The following is a 15,392-nucleotide window of genomic DNA, read 5'->3' as shown; positions in this document are numbered from 1 at the left end:
ATTACAGAAAGTGCACGAATGGAACTGAAACTCGAGAGAAAACTCACAGGTTTCAGTCAGCCTGTGAACGGCTTAACCAGTGATTCAACAATCCCGAAACCTGCCCGGAAACCTCGGCCAGCGGGCGTGCAGCGTCAATCACGTGATACCTGGAGGGCTGGGCCATGGCGCGAGCGAGATAGGTCTCCCTGATTCGCTGAAAGAATTCCAGATCTTCCTGTTCAAAACGATCGAGGTCGCCCCTCTTTCGGGCTCTGGCCATCCCGGTGTCCACGGGGGCATCAAGGACAATAACATGGTCTGGGCGGATATCACCCTGAACCAGTGTTTCAAGAAGCGCAATTCGCTCCTCCGGAACACCACGCCCCCCGCCCTGGTAGGCAAAGGTCGCATCGGTGAAACGGTCGCATAAGACCCACTGGCCCTGCTCAAGCGCAGGCAGGATTCGGGTATGCAGATGCTGGGCCCTGGCGGCAAACATCAGCAGCAACTCGGTGATTTCGTTGACCGGTTCATCCCTGGGCGCCAGCAAAAGCTCGCGAACAGCCTCAGCCATGGGCGTGCCACCCGGCTCACGGGTGACGATATAATCGACGCCCAGTCCAGCGAGCGTGTCGGCTGCATTCGTCAGCTGGGTCGATTTGCCAACCCCTTCCGTGCCTTCGAAGGTTATGAACTGCCCTCGTACTCTCATCCGGCATCCTCATCAGAATCACTGTTTTTTGGCGCCGGTGAAGAGCGGTAGTCTTCACGCCTGTTTAACTGAAACTCACGTACGGCTTTCTGATGCTCTGCGAGCGTGCGCGAGAATTTGTGGGTGCCATCTCCCCGGGCAACAAAGTACAGGGCATCACCGTCATCCGGGTGCAGGGCCGCATGAATAGCTTCGCGGCCAGGCAGGGCGATGGGAGTCGGAGGTAAGCCATTGATTCGGTATGTGTTGTAGGGCGTGTGCGTGCGCAGGTCCTTACGCCCGATCCGGCCCTGATAGCTGTCACCCATACCGTAGATAACCGTGGGGTCGGTCTGCAGTCGCATTCCCTTCTGTAAACGGCGGACGAACACCCCTGCCACCTGCTCCCGCTCATGGGGCGCACCGGTTTCGCGTTCTACGATTGATGCCATGATCAGGGCTTCGTAGGGATTGTCATAGGGCAGCCCCTCTTCCCGAGCCGCCCATTCCTCGGCCAGTACTGTCTCCATCCGGTTGAAGGCCCGCTTCAACAAATCCAGATCAGTCTCGCTACTGGTAAAGGCGTAGGTATCGGGGAAGAATCTTCCTTCGGGATGCTCACCCTCGGCTCCAACAGCCGCCATGACCTGCTCGCTGGTCCACTCGCCGGTGATTTTCTGAAGTCGCTCGGCCTGCGCCAGAGCGGCTCGCATATCCTTGAAGGTCCAGCCTTCTATAAACTGAACGTACCAGTGCTTGGTGTCTCCCGACACCATGACACCGATCATGTCCCTGGGGCTCATGCCATCAAGAAACTCGTACTGACCGGCCTTGATCCGCGTCTGCTCGGGCTCCAGCCGACCGTATAACCTCAGCCAGAGCCGGTCTGAAACCAACCCCTCAGCTTCGAGTCGACCAACGACTTCAATGAATGAACTGCCCTGGGGAACGTCAAACAGTAGAGGTTCTTCAAGCACCACCGGCTTTTTCAAGCCTTGTAGCCCCTGCCATACCCACAGCCCGGATCCCGCAGACGCAAGGACGGCGACACAAACGCACGCAAGCAATAACTTCTTGAGCAAACGATTTATTCCAGTGTTTCGAGAGGATTGAAGATTGTCGCAAGTCCGCTATCCACAGGCAAATGATGGCCGGCAATAGTGAGAACCGGAACAATGCCCAGAACGCTGTTCAGGAGAAACATTCCCTGACAATCAGGACCCAGTACATCGGGCACAGTGACGGAACGCTCTGTTACCGGTTCACCTCTCTGCCTCAGACGCTCCAGCAGCCACTGCCTGAGAACACCTGCAACCGCCAGACTCGATGCCGGAGGCGTCACCCATCCATCAGCCTGCCGCAGCAGGATGTTGGTACGAGTGCCTTCGACCAGGTTTCCCTCACGATCGGCCATGATGACCTCGAACAGCGATGGCGTGAGCTCGGCGGCCGCCAGGACCTGCTCCATCCGGTTCAGCGACTTGACCCCGGCCAATAACGGATTAACCGCCAGAGTTACCTTGGAGAAATCAACGGCGACACCATCCGGGTCCGGTGTCGGCGGCAAAGCCGATGCCGAAACCAGCAAATTGGGCTCCATCCCCGGATCAGGGCGATACCCCCGACCGCCACTGCCGCGGGTCAGGGTCAGCTTCAGAACCCAGCCGTCGCCCTTGAAGCGGTCCGCAAAACGTTGCCCCGCCTCGACGCAAACGCTGGCAAGCTCTTTGCGTGACACCTCGATACCCAATCGGTCGGCATCGCGCGCCATTCGTTCCAGGTGGCGGGATAACAGAACCCCCTTCTGACCGGACATCCGAATGGTTTCGAACAGCCCGTCTCCATAGGCCAGACCCCGGTCATTGGCGGGCAAGCCACCGTCGTCGGCCCAGAAAAGACGAAACACGGCGAGGGTCAGCCTTCGTAGCGACGGAAAATCAGGGTGCCGTTGGTACCACCGAACCCGAAGGAGTTGGATAGGGCTACCCGCACGTCCGCCTTACGGCTCGTGTGTGCCACAAGGTCCAGATCGCAACCCTCATCCGGATTGTCCAGATTGATGGTGGGCGGCAGGACACCATCCCGAATCGCCAGAACCGAGAAGATCGCTTCCACAGCACCGGCAGCTCCAAGCAGGTGACCTGTCATGGACTTGGTGCTGCTCATGGCCAGCTTTTCGGCATGCGCGCCGAACACCCGACGAACTGCGGCCACTTCGGCCACGTCACCAACCTGGGTGGAGGTGCCGTGGGCGTTGATGTAGTCGATTTCTTCCAGATCAAGGCCAGCATCACGAACTGCGTTCGCCATGGATCGGGCGGCGCCCTCGCCATCTTCGGGCGGCGCTGTAATGTGGTGGGCGTCGTCGCTCATACCAAAACCGACAACTTCACCGTATATGGTGGCGCCCCGCTCCTTTGCGTGTTCAAGCTCTTCAAGCACAACGACACCGGCGCCATCGCTGAGCACAAAGCCGTCCCGGTCTTTATCCCAGGGGCGGCTGGCCTTTTCCGGTTCATCGTTACGGGTAGACAGAGCCCGCGCAGCCGAAAACGCAGCCATACCGGTACGCGTCGTCGCCATTTCCGAGCCACCTGCCAGCATGACATCGGCGTCGCCATAGGCAATCGTGCGGGCCGCGTAACCAATGTTGTGGGTGCCGGTAGTGCAGGCTGTAACGATCGCAATGTTGGGGCCACGGTATCCGAAACGGATCGCGGCATTGCCGGAGATCATGTTGATGACAGAAGCAGGCACGAAAAACGGGGAAACCTTTCGGGGCCCCGACTTGTCCATGGTCAGGACGCTTTTCTCTATGTACTCAAGGCCACCAATCCCGGAGCCAATTGCAATACCCACTCGCTCCCGATCAAGCTTCTCAAACGACTCCAGGCCACTGCTGTCAACTGCCTGTTGCGCAGCAATCAGGCCATAATGGATAAAGGCATCAAGCTTTCTGGCATCCTTCGGGGACAGGTAGGATTCCATGTCCAGATCCCGGATGGCCCCACCAATTCTGGTGTTGTAGGCAGACGCGTCAAAGCGGTCGATCATTCCAATCCCGCTGCGCCCGGCCTGAATCGCTTCCCAGGACGACTCCACGCTATTGCCGACTGGAGACAGCATGCCCATACCTGTGATGACAACTCGCCGTTTAGTCATAACCTGTTGCACCTGATCTTGTCCGAATGAATCTGAACGCCGATTGAACCTGATTTTCGGCCAATAAAAAAGCCGTCCCTCGCTATTTCACAAGGACGGCTTTTTGCCTGGCTTTCTTAAATGCAGAGTATCAGGTGTGCGCGACGATGTAGTCGATCGCGTCCTGAACACTTGTCAGCTTCTCGGCTTCCTCGTCAGGAATCTCGGTTTCAAACTCCTCTTCAAGTGCCATAACCAGCTCAACGGTGTCCAGTGAGTCAGCGCCAAGATCCTCTACAAAAGAAGATGAGTTCTGAACTTCGGACTCTTTAACGCCCAACTGTTCACAAACGATCTTCTTCACGCGCTCTTCAACTGTACTCATAATGTCCTCACTTTGTGTGTCAACCAAGCAACTCTAGTGCTGCCAGTTTAGTTTAAACCCTACCTGCAAACAAGCAGGGATTCTGATAAACATGTTGTGCGACAAGGGGTTGCGCACAGGCCCCGAAAGGGGCTCATCCCATGTACATTCCGCCGTTCACGTTGATGGTTTCACCCGTCACGTATCCGGCTGCATCTGATGCCAGGAAGGCAACCACGGCTGCCACTTCTTCCGGCTCACCCAGACGACCCGCGGGTATGATTTCCAGCATAGCCCCGCGCTGCTTGTCGTCCAGTTTTTTTGTCATATCCGTGTCAATAAATCCGGGAGCCACGCAATTTGCAGTGATACCGCGGTTGGACATTTCCTTGGCCAGGCTTCGGGTAAACCCTTCAACCCCGGCCTTGGCGGCGCAGTAATTGCCCTGCCCCGCATTGCCCATACCGGCAACCACGGAGCTGATATTGATAATCCGGCCCCATTTGGCCTTGGCCATGCCACGAAGCACGGCCTTGCTGGTCCGATAGACGCTGGACAGATTGGTTTCCAGAACCGAGGCCCAGTCATCATCTTTCAACCGCATCAGGAGGTTATCACGGGTAATGCCAGCATTGTTGACCAGAATCAGGGGCGCGCCTGATTTTTCCGTCAGCTCCTTCAAACCGGCTTCAATGCTGGCGGGGTCCGCAACGTTCATGACCATGCCGTAACCCTTGTAACCGGCCGACTGGAGATCGTTGGTGATGGATTCTGCACCCGCTTCACTGGTTGCTGTTCCGACAACTTCGGCACCCTGCGCGGCCAGCGCACGGGCAATGGCCTGACCAATACCGCGGGTAGCACCGGTGACCAGTGCGGTTTTACCTTCCAGAGACATGAATAACTCCCTTTCGTTTCAGGGCTGACCGAAAGCGTCCAGCGCCTTCGCCAGCGAATCCGGGTCTTCGATACTGTGAACGGCCAAAGCCCGGTCGATACGTTTGGCCAGCCCTGCCAACACTTTTCCAGTGCCGCACTCGACTGCAACTTCGACATCATTGGAAACGAGGGCACGCACAGAGTCCGTCCAGAGCACCGGAGAATAAAGCTGCTTGAGAAGGTTGGCCTTCAGTGTAGCGGATTCGGTCTCGGCGGCAGCGTTAACATTTTGTATAACCGGGATGACAGCATCATTAAAGCGAACATCCTCCAACGCTTTCGCCAATTCTTCCGCGGCGCCTTTCATAAGTGCGCAATGGGATGGCACGCTTACAGGCAATGGCATGGCCTTCTTCGCGCCTTTTTCCTTGCAGGCTTCAATAGCCCGTTCAACTGCGGCTGCCGAGCCAGCAATAACCACCTGACCAGGGGAATTGAAGTTTACCGCAGATACCACATCGCCCTGTGCCGCATCCTGACAGGCTGCCACAACGGCATCATCCTCAAGACCAAGGATGGCTGCCATCTTCCCTTCTCCAGCCGGCACAGCGTCCTGCATGAGCTCACCACGCAGGCGAACCAGCTTGACCGCTTCAACAAAATCGAGGCTCTCTGCCGCCACCAGGGCGCTGTACTCTCCCAGACTGTGACCGGCGAGAAAATCGGGAGAAGAACCGCCGGCAACAAACCACTGCCGCCAGAGGGCAATACTGGCCGTCAGGAGCGCAGGCTGCGTCACCATGGTTTTATTCAATTCCTCCGCCGGCCCCTTCTGGCAGAGATCCCAGAGGTCATAGCCGAGAACATTGGAGGCTTCGGAAAAGGTTCTGTCGATGATGGGCCAGGCTTCAGCGGCAGCCGAAAGCATGCCCACCGATTGCGACCCTTGTCCTGGAAAAATAAAGGCTGATTTCATAAGCGGGATCTTATCGTCATTGGGTGGTTACGTGAGATTAGCCAATAGTACAAGTTAGGCCAATTATCCGCGAATGCGTGGCCAAACCGGGACAGACTTTAGTCTCAGGCACTCAAAGCATGAGATCGTCGAGACGCTCGTTGATACGGCGGGGTACTTCCAGCTCAACTTCCCGAACGGCCTGTCGAATGGCCGACAACATGGCCCGCTCATTGGCGTTGCCATGACTTTTGATCACCACGCCCTGGAGACCGAGCAAACTGGCACCGTTGTGTCGGGAAGGATCCATCAATTGCAGAAGCCGACCGATAATCGGACGGGCCAGCAGGCCGACCAGTCGGCCGTAGAGATTTCGTGTGAAGGCCTGTTCCATCAGCTCTATGAGGAGACCGGCAACACCCTCGCCGGTTTTCAGGGCTATATTGCCGACAAAGCCATCACAGACGACCACATCGGCGACGTCCCGGAACAGATCGCTACCTTCCACATAACCGATGTAGTTGATGGTATCGCACTGGGCCAGCATATGAGACGCCAGCCGGACCTGTTCATTGCCCTTTATCTCTTCCTCACCGACGTTCAGAAGAGCGACCCTTGGTTCCGCCTGGCTGCAGATCGCAGAGGCCATCAGGGACCCCATCAGGGCATACTGATAGAGATTCTCGGCGGTTGAGTCGACATTGGCGCCGAGATCAAGGACGTGACAGCGCCCCCTGAGCGAGGGAATCAGTTTGGCAATAGCCGGGCGCTCGATACCCGGATACATGCGGATAATGGTGCGCCCGAACGCCATCAATGCACCGGTGTTACCGGCACTGACGCAGCCCTGGGCCTCGCCATCGCGGACAAGACTCAGGGCGATGGCCATGGAAGAGTTTTTCTTGTGGCGGAGAGCGTGGGAGGGGCGCTCGTTCATCCGAACAACGTCTGCCGCCTCGACAATGCGAATTCGGGCGTGCCCCTCACGCAACAAAGCCTCGAGCTCGCTCCGGATTCCCACCAGAACGATGCTCAAGGCTTCGTTTTCACGCACCGCTCGCAGCGATGCGGCAACCACGACGGCAGCGCCGCGGTCGCCACTCATTGCATCAATCGTGATGGTGACCGGCTTCACCGTTCTGCCATCCGATTCGGGACGGTGCATAGCGGCAACGAGATTACTCGTCGCGTGCTTCGATTACCTGCTTGCCGCGGTAGAAGCCGTCCGGAGACACGTGGTGACGACGATGAACTTCACCAGTAGTCGCATCGGTGCTCAGAGCAGCGGCGCTCAGGGCGTCGTGTGAACGGCGCATGCCACGCTTGGAACGGGTCTTACGGTTTTGCTGTACAGCCATGATTATGCTCCTGACCTGTTAACGTAAACTTGAATTGCTGAATAAGTAACGTCTGTTCGTTAAATGTGCGCCGGTCTCCCGAGGGACGACCCACGCCCGGTTAATGCTTTGTCTTCTTGAGATCCGCCAGGACACTGAACGGATTCTCACCCGACTTTCTCACCGGCTCTGCCCCGGAGCTGTCAGGCTCGCAGGCTTCCAGATCTTCCCGGGCAGGACACTGGTCCCGTTCGTGCAGCGGAAACGGCGGCAAAACCAGCAACAGCTCGTCTTCCACCATCGACCAGAGGTCCGCCGTAAAATCATCGGTCAAAAACGGCTCGAGTTCTTTCGGCAGCTGTTGCGCCTGCTCGTCACTGGTAACAAGACCCAGCTTGAACTCGGAGACCAGAGTCACGCTCATGGCGCCCATGCACCGCTGACACTCCAGATCAACCGGGGCCGCCAGCTCGCCCGAAACAACGCGACGACGCTCACCATCCATAAAAAAAGACAGTTTGACCCGGCACGCAGCGCCTTCCGAAAACCCGAGAACGGATTCCCGAAAACGGCCAAGCCCGCTGATGGGAATCACTCCCTCCAGTGTGCTGTTATGTTCCGCTAACCGGTAAGGATCAACAGATTTGGGCAACTCGGCGTTGGACGCGTTTGACATAGGCGCGCAATTTTAGGGGCGCAGCCGGCCGCTGTCAAAGACTTCGTTGCTTTTTCACGGGGGTTCCAGTGCAGATAGGTGTAATTTACGATAATCGCACAACAGATGCACCGGCCAGGTACTTAAAGGACTCTATCAATGCCTCCAAAACCGCTTTTACTGGCGTCTTCATCACCGTACCGGAGAGAGCTCCTGGAGCGGCTTGGCTTGCCGTTCACCTGCGCAAGCCCGGATATCGACGAATCACCCTATCAAGGCGAGACCGGGGAGGCCCTGGCGACACGTCTGGCCGAGAGCAAGGCCCGCGAATTGGCGGACCGGTTCCCCGGCCACTGGATCATCGGCTCGGACCAGGTCGCCTGCCTGCCCGACGGCTCGGTACTGAGCAAGCCCGGCAACCACGAAATGGCGACAGAGCAGTTACGCCAGAGCAGTGGTCACAGGGTACTGTTTCTTACAGGCCTGTCGCTGCTCGACTCCGATTCCGGCAAGATCGACAGCCTTTGCGAGCCGTTTAACGTCAAGTTCCGGGAATTGGCTGATGAGGAGATAGAAGCCTACCTACTGCGGGAGAAACCTTATGACTGCGCCGGCAGCTTCAAGATGGAAGGCCTCGGTATTACTCTGTTCGAGGCCCTTGAGGGCCGGGACCCGAACAGCCTGGTGGGCCTCCCTCTTATTGCCCTGAACGATCTGCTGAGGCAATGGGGCCGGAATCCCCTGCTGGAAAACCGGCCTGCCTCATAAGGCATTACCGAAGCTCGAGCCGGGACTCGACCAGTTGACTGGCAAAACCCTCGCCAAAGGCGACGCCAAGCTGATCAACAATATCCTGGAACGGCGATTTGCGACGGCTGTAGTCCACCAGTTCCTCCTGACCTATGATCTGCCGGGCAACGTGTGATGCGCTGCCGAGCCCATCAGCCAGGCCAAGCTCAACGGCCTGCTCGCCACTCCAGACCAGCCCGCTGAACAGACGCTCATCATCCGCCAGGCGATCACCACGCCCTTGCCTGACCGCTTCGATAAACTGCTGATGGGTGTTTTCCAGGACACTCTGCCAGAAAGTGACTTCCTCTTCCTGCTCCGGCGAAAACGGATCAAGGAACGCCTTGTTCTCACCGGCCGTGTAGAGACGGCGATCCACGCCGATCTTCTCCATAACCTCGGTAAAGCCGAAACCGCCTGCTACCACCCCAATCGAGCCGACAAGGCTGGCCCGGTTGGCATAGATCTCATCTGCGGCCGCAGCAATGTAATAGGCTCCGGAAGCGCCGATGTCCGAGATCACGGCGTAGACCTTTTTCTCGGGATATTCGTCCCGCAGGCGCTTGATCTCATCGTAGACATACCCGGACTGCACCGGGCTGCCCCCCGGGCTGTTGATGCGCAGAATCACAGCTACCGAGTTTGGCTCTTCGAAGGCTGTTCGCAGAGAACCTACAATATTGTCTGCACTGGCCAGTTCGTCGGCAGCGATCGGACCGTTTATTTCTACCAGGGCCGTGTGCTTGCCGGTTACACCCTCCAGTGAATCGCCCAGGGGAAACTTGATCAAAAACAGCAAGGCAATCAGGTAACCAAACGTCAGGAACTTGAAAAAGATACCCCAGCGCCGGCTCTTGCGCTGCTCAGACTGCAGTGACATGACGAGTTTTTCGATGAGCTTCCAGTCACGTCCGGACTCGGGCGGAAGCTTCGGCGACTTTCGCCCGAAAAACGGCTTACTTTCTTTTTCAGGCTCCACCGGCTTGTCACCCCAATCGGCAGACTTGTCAGATTCCCAGTCACTCATGTGCGCATCCTGTCAGCAACGTCAATGAATTCGGTCTGTTTACAACCCCAGCACCCGCCGGAGGTCTGGCACGGATTCAACAATGGCATGGGGCGAATAATCACCCAACACATCCCGCTTGTGCACACCCCATTCAACGCCGATGGAGGGCATGCCGATACGCCGGGCCATATCAAGATCGTATCGGGTATCGCCAATCATCACCGCCTCTTCGGGCTCAATGCGATAGAAACGAAGAATCTCCTCGAGCATGGCGGGGTCGGGCTTGGAGCGCGTCTCATCGGCACAACGGGTGATCTCGAAGTGGTCGCCAAGACCGCTGGAAGCCAGCGCAAAGTCCAGCCCGCGCCGACTCTTGCCGGTTGCCACAGAACAACTGCGACCGGATCCTCGCAGATCCGCGACCACATCGGCCATGCCGTCAAACACGTTTTGCGGCGTTGTCACCTTACTGAAGAAATAGCGCCCGTATCCGTCGCGAATCCTGTTCATTTCTTCCCGACTGATGCCGGGATAAAGCTTCTCCAACGCCTCGACCATGCCAAGCCCGATAATATCCCGGTACGCCTCACGCTCCAGGGCCGGAAAACCCAGCTCGGTTGCCGCCTGATGCAGGCTGTCAGCAATATGCTCAACCGAGTCCACCAGGGTCCCGTCCCAGTCAAAAATTACTACTCTGACGTTCATTGATCGTTTCCTTTAAGACGCCCGGAAAGTTTCCTGAGCACGTCATTGAATGCATCGTCGTAAGGCGCCTCAAGGCGCATAGCCTCACCCGAGACCGGCAAGGTAAACTCCAGGGCCCGCGCATGCAGCATCAGCCTTTGCCCGCCAATGGACCGGAACGCCTTGAGGCTGACATCATCCATATACTTGTCGTCACCCGCAATCGGATGACCGGCCCAGGCGCTGTGCACGCGGATCTGGTGTGTACGACCGGTAATTGGCGACGCCTCGACAAGGCTGTAGCCCGCGTAATGCTCGAGGCAGCGGAATGTCGTCAGCGAGGCCTTGCCGGCAGCGTCAACTTTCACCCGACGCTCGCCATTGGGCATCTCGTAGCGCAGCAGAGGCACATCCACCCGGTCAACGCTGGCCGGCCAGTCGCCGGCGACCAGCGCATGGTAATGCTTGCGGATTCGTTTCTGCCGCAGCTCATCCTGAAGATACCGAAGCGCCGACCGCTTCTTGGCCACCATGATCAGTCCGGACGTATCCCGATCCAGACGGTGAACGAGCTCCAGAAACTTTGCCGCCGGGCGTGCGGAACGAAGCACCTCGATCAACCCGAAACTCAGGCCGCTGCCGCCGTGTACGGCGATACCGGACGGTTTGTTGACCACCAGCATCTGCTCGTTCTCGAAAACAACCGCGGATTCCATCACGCCCTGCACCCGGGAGCCGGGCGCCACCTGATCCGGCTTTTCCTTTCGGGTGATCGGTGGGATACGCACCTGATCACCGGTTCTCACCCGGGAATCCGGCTTGACCCGTCCTTTATTGACCCGAACCTCGCCCTTGCGGATGACACGATAAATAATGCTCTTGGGCACACCGCGAAGCTGGGCAAGAAGGAAGTTATCCACCCTTTGACCATCGTTGTCTTCGTCCACGGTAACCCACTGGACGCCCTGACGGACTTCTCCACGAACAGCCTGACTCTCACTGCCGGCCCTGCTGGTTTTTTTTGCCTTCTCGGGCCGCGTTTGGGCTGGCTTTCTGCTCGCAGACTTTCGAGACATGGAGTTCCTTGACTACTGGAGTGACTGCAGGATTGAACGGCTGCATGAATACTGTTATATTCCGGCGTGCTTTGCCGTTTGTCTACGGCCTGACCAACTCAAGTCAGAAGCCGGAGCGGCAGAAGTATACCGACACTATTCGAGAGTTTGAACGCCGTGCACCCAATCACTACCGGGAACGGCGAGAGAAATGCTCCCGGAGGACCAGGACAGATCTTCGAAAGGCTGCATCCTGTACCCGGGAGAGAGAAAAACCGCGCGGAAAACCGCGGGCGACATCGCGAAGAATCACTGCCACCCAGGGCCGGGCCGTCCAGCATACGAATACGACGTGAGACCCAGGCACCTGAGTGAACCTGAAAACGGATAACATGCGTCAACAGACACGAACCTTACACGACCTCTCCCTGCCCACAGGCAGCCGGATCGTCGGCGTTGGTCTCAGACCGAAAGGATCAAACCCCAGAAGGGTCTGATTCGTCTGGCCGCCGGTCCGCCCTTGATGTAACAGGGCCCGCGGCACGCAAATCCTGCTTCGCTGATGCGATCCCCTCCGGTTTTCTGTCAAATTAAACGACAGGAACTCTTTCTTTCCATGAAAAGAATGCTTATCAATGCAACTCATCCCGAAGAGTTGCGCGTCGCCCTGGTTGACGGCCAGCGTCTATTCGACCTTGATATCGAATCCAGCTCCCGCGAGCAGAAGAAAGCCAATATCTACAAGGGCCGCATTACCCGGGTCGAGCCCAGTCTCGAGGCCGCATTTGTGGATTTCGGCGCCGAGCGACACGGCTTTCTGCCGTTGAAGGAAATTTCCAAGGAATACTTCAAGAAGTCGCCCGGCCAGATCGAAGGCAAAATCAACATCAAGGACGTTGTTTCCGAAGGCCAGGAAGTCATCGTGCAGGTCGATAAGGAAGAGCGTGGCAATAAGGGCGCAGCCCTGACCACGTTTATCTCCCTGGCAGGTCGCTATCTGGTACTCATGCCCAACAACCCCCGTGCTGGCGGCATCTCCCGTCGCATTGAGGGCGATGAGCGGGCGCAGCTCAAAGAAGCGATGAACGATGTTCAGGTGCCGAAATCCATGGGCATCATCGTTCGTACCGCCGGCATCGGCCGTACCACTGAAGAACTCCAGTGGGATCTGGACTACCTGGTGCAATTCTGGGAGGCCATCACTCAGGCCGCCGGCGAGCGCAAGGCCCCCTTCCTGATTCACCAGGAAAGCAACGTTATCATCCGTGCGGTCCGTGACTACCTTCGCCAGGACATCGGCGAGGTTCTGATTGACGCTAATGGCGTCTATGAGGACGTCCTGAATTTCGTTCGTGCGGTCATGCCCACCTTCGAAAACAAGATCAAGCTGTACAAGGATGAAATCCCGCTGTTCAGCCGGTACCAGATCGAAGGCCAGATCGAGACCGCCTTCCAGCGGGAAGTGAAACTGCCCTCCGGCGGCTCCATCGTGATTGACCCGACCGAGGCCCTGGTTTCCATCGACATCAACTCTTCCCGCGCCACGAAAGGCCAGGATATCGAGGAAACCGCGCTCCAGACCAACCTGGAAGCGGCAGAGGAAATCGCCCGCCAGCTGCGCCTGCGTGACATGGGCGGCCTGATTGTCATCGACTTTATCGACATGACGCCTGCGAAGCATCAGCGGGAAGTTGAACAGAAGATGCGTGAGGCCCTGGAAATCGACCGGGCCCGGGTTCAGGTGGGCAAAATCTCCCGCTTCGGCCTGCTGGAAATGTCCCGTCAGCGCCTGCGCCCTTCCCTGGGAGAGACACGCAGCGAAGTGTGCCCCCGATGTGAAGGTCAGGGCACTATTCGTGGCATCGAGTCCCTCGCCCTGAGCATCATGCGCCTGATCTACGAGGAATCGTCAAAGGATAAGACCGGCGAAGTACGAGCCGTTGTGCCGGTTTCCGTCGCCACTTTCCTGCTCAACGAGAAGCGCAAGCAGCTGGCCGACATTGAAGCCCGCCAGGAAGTGAGCGTTGTCGTGGTGCCGGTTCCGCATATGGAGACACCGCATTTCGAAATCATCCGGATGCGCCAGGATGAAACAACGCCCGAGCACATTTCCAGCCATCAGGTGGCCCAGGAGTACAGCGAGCGTGAAGAAGAAATCTTCGAGGCGCCCACCCCTGAGAAGCCGGTACGCGAACAGGCTGCGGTAAAAGCAATCCGGCCGAGCGCACCCGCACCCGCGCCTGCCCCGGCCGCACCGAAGGCTGATGAAACCACTGAGCAGGAAGAAGGCCTCTTCCGCCGGCTGGGACGCAAGATCGCTGGCTTCTTTAGTGGCGAGGAAGAACAGAAAGTCGAGAATCGCGAGCAGAGCCAGAGCCAGCGCGAAGATCGTCGCAACCAGGGCCGTCAGGACCGTCGCAAATCCCGGGTAGCCCGCGGTGATGACCAGCGTGCAGGTGGCAACCGCAGTGGCAACGAACGGCGCCAGGGCGGCCAGCAGGGCCGTGGTGACGACAACCGTGGCCGCGGCCGCAACCGCAACGACGACCAGAACCGTGGCAACCAGAATCGCCAGGCATCCGAAAACAAAGGCCAGGATAATCGCGGAGGCGACAACAAGAGCGCCGACAACAAAGGCTCTGAAAATCGTCGTGACAACCGTCGCGACAACCAGGGCCGCGGCCGCAACAGGCCCCAGCGCGACCCGAAGGATAATCGCGAGCAGAAGGACCAGAAGGATCAGGGCCAGCAGGATAATGCAGCCAAGTCCGGTCCAGCGGACAAGACCGGTTCAGAAGAGAAACGCAGAAAGCCACGTCGCCAGCGCAACCGCGACGGCTCTCCGTCTGAAGCACCGGCGTCCGCTCCGGCTGATCGAAAAGCCGCTCGTAGCGAGAAGCATCAGAAGGACACGCAGCCCGAAAACGGTCGTGACGATGCCAAGCCCGAGGTGAAAACCGAGCAGGTAAAGGAAACCGTCAACAAAGCGTCTGACAAGCCTGAAACAAGGGCCGAGACTGCGCCGGCGGCCAGCGAAACACCGAAACCGGAAGCTGCTCAGAAAGAGCCAGTGAAAGAGCAGAAGCCCGAGAAGGCATCCGCAGACAAAGCGCCGTCGGAGAGCAAGCCGGAAGCGAAACCGGCAGCGGAAACAAAACCCGTTGCAGAGAGCCCGGTTGAAAAGCAGGAAGCTGTTCAAGCGAAACCTGAAAAAGCCGAGCCCGCCAAGGCTGAACAAAGCTCCGAACCCCTTGAGAAGCCTGAGGAAAAGAGCGAAAACGTTACCGAGCAGGCGCAAGGCGCAGCCACAGACAAAGAGCCTGCCAAGAGCACCGCGGCCACTGATGAGCCAAAGCCGGTGACTGACCAGGCTACCGAGAAAAAAGAGGCAGCTCCGAGGTCAAAGCCGGAGTCCAGGGCCACGGCCGACGGTGAACAAGCGCCGCGGGCGAAGAAGCAGCCGGCGAAGCCCAAGGAAGCGCCAGCCGCCAAGGCAGAACCGGAGGAGGCACCACAACCCGAGAAGGCTGAAAAGCCAGCGGAGGAGAAGGTAGCACCAGAGCGTAAGGCTCCCGAGGCTCAACCGGAGCCAAAGCAGCCGGAACCAGCCCAGGCCAGCCCCGAAAAGGCCGAGCCCAAGAAAGCCGAGCCCGAAAAAGTTGAGGCCAAAACCGCAGAGCCAGTGAAGGAAGAGACGCCTTCCGCTCCGGAGGCAACAGCCAAGGACACGCCTGCCGATGCCCCGGCAGTCGACGTTCCTGTAACACCGGGCCGCGCTTACAATGATCCAAGAGAAGTCCGCAAGCGCCAGAAGGCCGCGGAAGAGGCCAAAAAGGCCGGGAGTAACTAAC

At 58.1% G+C, this 15,392-nt stretch carries 15 protein-coding genes; 2 read left to right on the top strand and 13 right to left on the bottom strand.

The features are described from left to right. Positions 1-52: 52 nt before the first annotated feature. The 10 genes from tmk to MDHKLMBL_RS02460 form a co-directional block, all read right to left on the bottom strand. Complete coding sequence (tmk, locus tag MDHKLMBL_RS02505) at positions 53-694, bottom strand: dTMP kinase (RefSeq protein ID WP_053112388.1); 642 nt, start codon at positions 692-694, stop codon at positions 53-55. Continuing rightward, the gene (gene mltG, locus MDHKLMBL_RS02500; protein ID WP_053112390.1) at positions 691-1,755 is read right to left on the bottom strand and encodes an endolytic transglycosylase MltG; all 1,065 of its coding nucleotides are present in this window, start codon (positions 1,753-1,755) and stop codon (positions 691-693) included. Before mltG ends, tmk begins: the two co-directional genes overlap by 4 nt. A gap of 5 nt (positions 1,756-1,760) precedes the next feature. Further along, on the bottom strand, positions 1,761-2,579 hold the full coding sequence (gene pabC, locus MDHKLMBL_RS02495) for an aminodeoxychorismate lyase (protein WP_104270036.1): 819 nt from the start codon (positions 2,577-2,579) through the stop codon (positions 1,761-1,763). 8 nt (positions 2,580-2,587) lie between these two features. Beyond that, the gene (fabF, locus tag MDHKLMBL_RS02490) at positions 2,588-3,835 is read right to left on the bottom strand and encodes a beta-ketoacyl-ACP synthase II (protein ID WP_008174978.1); all 1,248 of its coding nucleotides are present in this window, start codon (positions 3,833-3,835) and stop codon (positions 2,588-2,590) included. Positions 3,836-3,965: 130 nt separating this feature from the next. Continuing rightward, a complete protein-coding gene (acpP, locus tag MDHKLMBL_RS02485) occupies positions 3,966-4,199 on the bottom strand; it encodes an acyl carrier protein (protein WP_008174976.1) in 234 nt (77 codons plus the stop codon). A gap of 133 nt (positions 4,200-4,332) precedes the next feature. Next, positions 4,333-5,076: a 3-oxoacyl-ACP reductase FabG gene (gene fabG, locus MDHKLMBL_RS02480; protein ID WP_008174974.1), complete on the bottom strand. Its 744-nt coding sequence runs from the start codon at positions 5,074-5,076 to the stop codon at positions 4,333-4,335. An 18-nt stretch (positions 5,077-5,094) separates the two neighbouring features. Further along, entirely contained in the window at positions 5,095-6,033 is a 939-nt protein-coding gene (gene fabD, locus MDHKLMBL_RS02475; RefSeq protein WP_104270035.1) for an ACP S-malonyltransferase, read from the bottom strand. Positions 6,034-6,145: 112 nt separating this feature from the next. Continuing rightward, a complete protein-coding gene (plsX, locus tag MDHKLMBL_RS02470) occupies positions 6,146-7,147 on the bottom strand; it encodes a phosphate acyltransferase PlsX (RefSeq protein WP_014577545.1) in 1,002 nt (333 codons plus the stop codon). A gap of 43 nt (positions 7,148-7,190) precedes the next feature. Then, a complete protein-coding gene (gene rpmF, locus MDHKLMBL_RS02465) occupies positions 7,191-7,370 on the bottom strand; it encodes a 50S ribosomal protein L32 (RefSeq protein ID WP_008174968.1) in 180 nt (59 codons plus the stop codon). Positions 7,371-7,470: 100 nt separating this feature from the next. Next, positions 7,471-8,025 carry a YceD family protein gene (locus tag MDHKLMBL_RS02460; protein WP_104270034.1) on the bottom strand — a complete coding sequence of 185 codons (555 nt, stop codon included), beginning with the start codon at positions 8,023-8,025 and terminating at the stop codon, positions 7,471-7,473. A gap of 138 nt (positions 8,026-8,163) precedes the next feature. Between MDHKLMBL_RS02460 and MDHKLMBL_RS02455 the strand changes: the two genes are divergently transcribed. Continuing rightward, complete coding sequence (locus MDHKLMBL_RS02455) at positions 8,164-8,772, top strand: Maf family protein (RefSeq protein ID WP_053112397.1); 609 nt, start codon at positions 8,164-8,166, stop codon at positions 8,770-8,772. Positions 8,773-8,776: 4 nt separating this feature from the next. Here MDHKLMBL_RS02455 and MDHKLMBL_RS02450 read toward each other — a convergent pair whose 3' ends face one another. The 3 genes from MDHKLMBL_RS02450 to rluC are packed head-to-tail and all read right to left on the bottom strand — an operon-like array spanning position 8,777 to position 11,562. Further along, positions 8,777-9,820: a S49 family peptidase gene (locus tag MDHKLMBL_RS02450; protein ID WP_104270033.1), complete on the bottom strand. Its 1,044-nt coding sequence runs from the start codon at positions 9,818-9,820 to the stop codon at positions 8,777-8,779. 39 nt (positions 9,821-9,859) lie between these two features. Further along, the gene (locus MDHKLMBL_RS02445; RefSeq protein ID WP_008174958.1) at positions 9,860-10,507 is read right to left on the bottom strand and encodes an HAD family hydrolase; all 648 of its coding nucleotides are present in this window, start codon (positions 10,505-10,507) and stop codon (positions 9,860-9,862) included. After that, on the bottom strand, positions 10,504-11,562 hold the full coding sequence (gene rluC / locus MDHKLMBL_RS02440) for a 23S rRNA pseudouridine(955/2504/2580) synthase RluC (protein WP_104270032.1): 1,059 nt from the start codon (positions 11,560-11,562) through the stop codon (positions 10,504-10,506). Before rluC ends, MDHKLMBL_RS02445 begins: the two co-directional genes overlap by 4 nt. Positions 11,563-12,157: 595 nt before the next feature. Here rluC and rne point away from each other — a divergent pair. Beyond that, a complete protein-coding gene (rne, locus tag MDHKLMBL_RS02435) occupies positions 12,158-15,391 on the top strand; it encodes a ribonuclease E (protein WP_053112402.1) in 3,234 nt (1,077 codons plus the stop codon). The last annotated feature ends 1 nt before the right edge of the window (position 15,392 follow it).

This window comes from Marinobacter flavimaris, from assembly GCF_002933295.1.
Classification (GTDB): Bacteria; Pseudomonadota; Gammaproteobacteria; order Pseudomonadales; family Oleiphilaceae; genus Marinobacter; species Marinobacter flavimaris.
Note: the sequence above shows the minus strand (reverse complement) of the source record. Positions and strands in the feature narration are given on the sequence as shown.